We start from the raw sequence: 1,202 nt of genomic DNA, 5'->3' as shown, positions 1-1,202 counted from the left end.
ATGAATCTTTTGCTGCTAATATCTATCTGGCTGCAACAATAATCAATTTGCGTTAATTGTCAACACGCCCTATTATTCACCATTTAATCGTCATTGTTTCGCTTTGAAGGAAGTCAAAAATGAAAAAAATTATTTGTGCAAGTTTACTCGCTATCGCCAGCCTTACCGCCAGCCAAGCTTTTGCTGGTGCTTTAGGTAACAATATGGAAGTGATGGCAAGCAGTCAAAAAGCCTTCGCTAATGCGACTACACCGACTGCCGCACTCACTGCCTTGACTCAAATGAAAAATGCGTCAAACAACGCACGCAATATTATGCCTGATGAGATGCGTTCTGTTGCAGCGACTAGCCCTCAAGCCAAACAATATCAAGCAGTATATGACAAACTGAATGCACAAATCGACCGTGCGATCGCATTCACCAAAGCAGGTCAATTGGCTCAAGCAAAACAACTAAGTGCTGAAATGAGCAAAGTGATGCAAGAAGGTCACCGCAAATATAAATAATTGATTTTTATCAATATGTAACAAAGCCTATTATTTTTGTACGTTTTTGCGTACATGATAATAGGCTTTTTGCATCTAGGCACATTGGTGTGATTTGTCTATCCTTGCATACAAGGAAACGATGGATGGTTTCTCATTGAATAAGGATGTTTGGGGTAAATGGATTGCTTATGGAAGTAAGTTAAATATGGATATTTTGCACAAGGCTCGTGTAGCATAAACAAGGTTAGTTTATGTAGTTCACCCCAAAAAGAAAAGCCCTAACAGGACGTTAGGGCTTTTTTGTATTTGCAATTCAAGATAATGATTTTATCTATTTTTAGACGATGTTATTCATAATTTTTGAATACTAAACACCCAATAGTCATGTAAGTTTTAACTGACAACAATACGAGCTTTTTGCCTATTTTCTGACATATTATTTTAGCCTATTACACACACATGGACAGATAGGATAGCAAACGCAAGGTTAAGGATAGATGAAAGGAAGCAACGATAGACATTGATGTCTTATTCGTTTTGCACACATACAAATAAGCCCTAACAGGATGTTAGGGCTTTTTGTTGTCTGCGATATTTATGAAGAGCCTGCTCAAGATCAATTACGCATTAGGGCGTATTGACAATTAACGCAAATTGATTATTGTTGCAGCCAGATAGATATTAGCAGCAAAAGATTCATCGGTTTTCTCAGCA

At 37.6% G+C, this 1,202-nt stretch carries 1 protein-coding gene; it reads left to right on the top strand.

Annotation, left to right across the window (positions count from 1 at the left end; genetic code table 11):
• The first annotated feature begins 119 nt into the window (after positions 1-119).
• On the top strand, positions 120-506 hold the full coding sequence (locus ACEYX7_RS10925) for a cytochrome b562 (protein WP_374807170.1): 387 nt from the start codon (positions 120-122) through the stop codon (positions 504-506).
• Positions 507-1,202 lie beyond the last annotated feature (696 nt).

The organism is Hubeiibacter jixunmingi (genome assembly GCF_041928215.1).
GTDB lineage: Bacteria > Pseudomonadota > Gammaproteobacteria > Pseudomonadales > Moraxellaceae > Acinetobacter.
This window is presented reverse-complemented; position numbering and strand designations above follow the sequence as displayed.

Bases quoted from the DNA above. Each gene is read 5' to 3' on its own strand.
- ACEYX7_RS10925 (WP_374807170.1), top strand. From the start codon at position 120: ATGAAAAAAATTATTTGTGCAAGTTTACTCGCTATCGCCAGCCTTACC.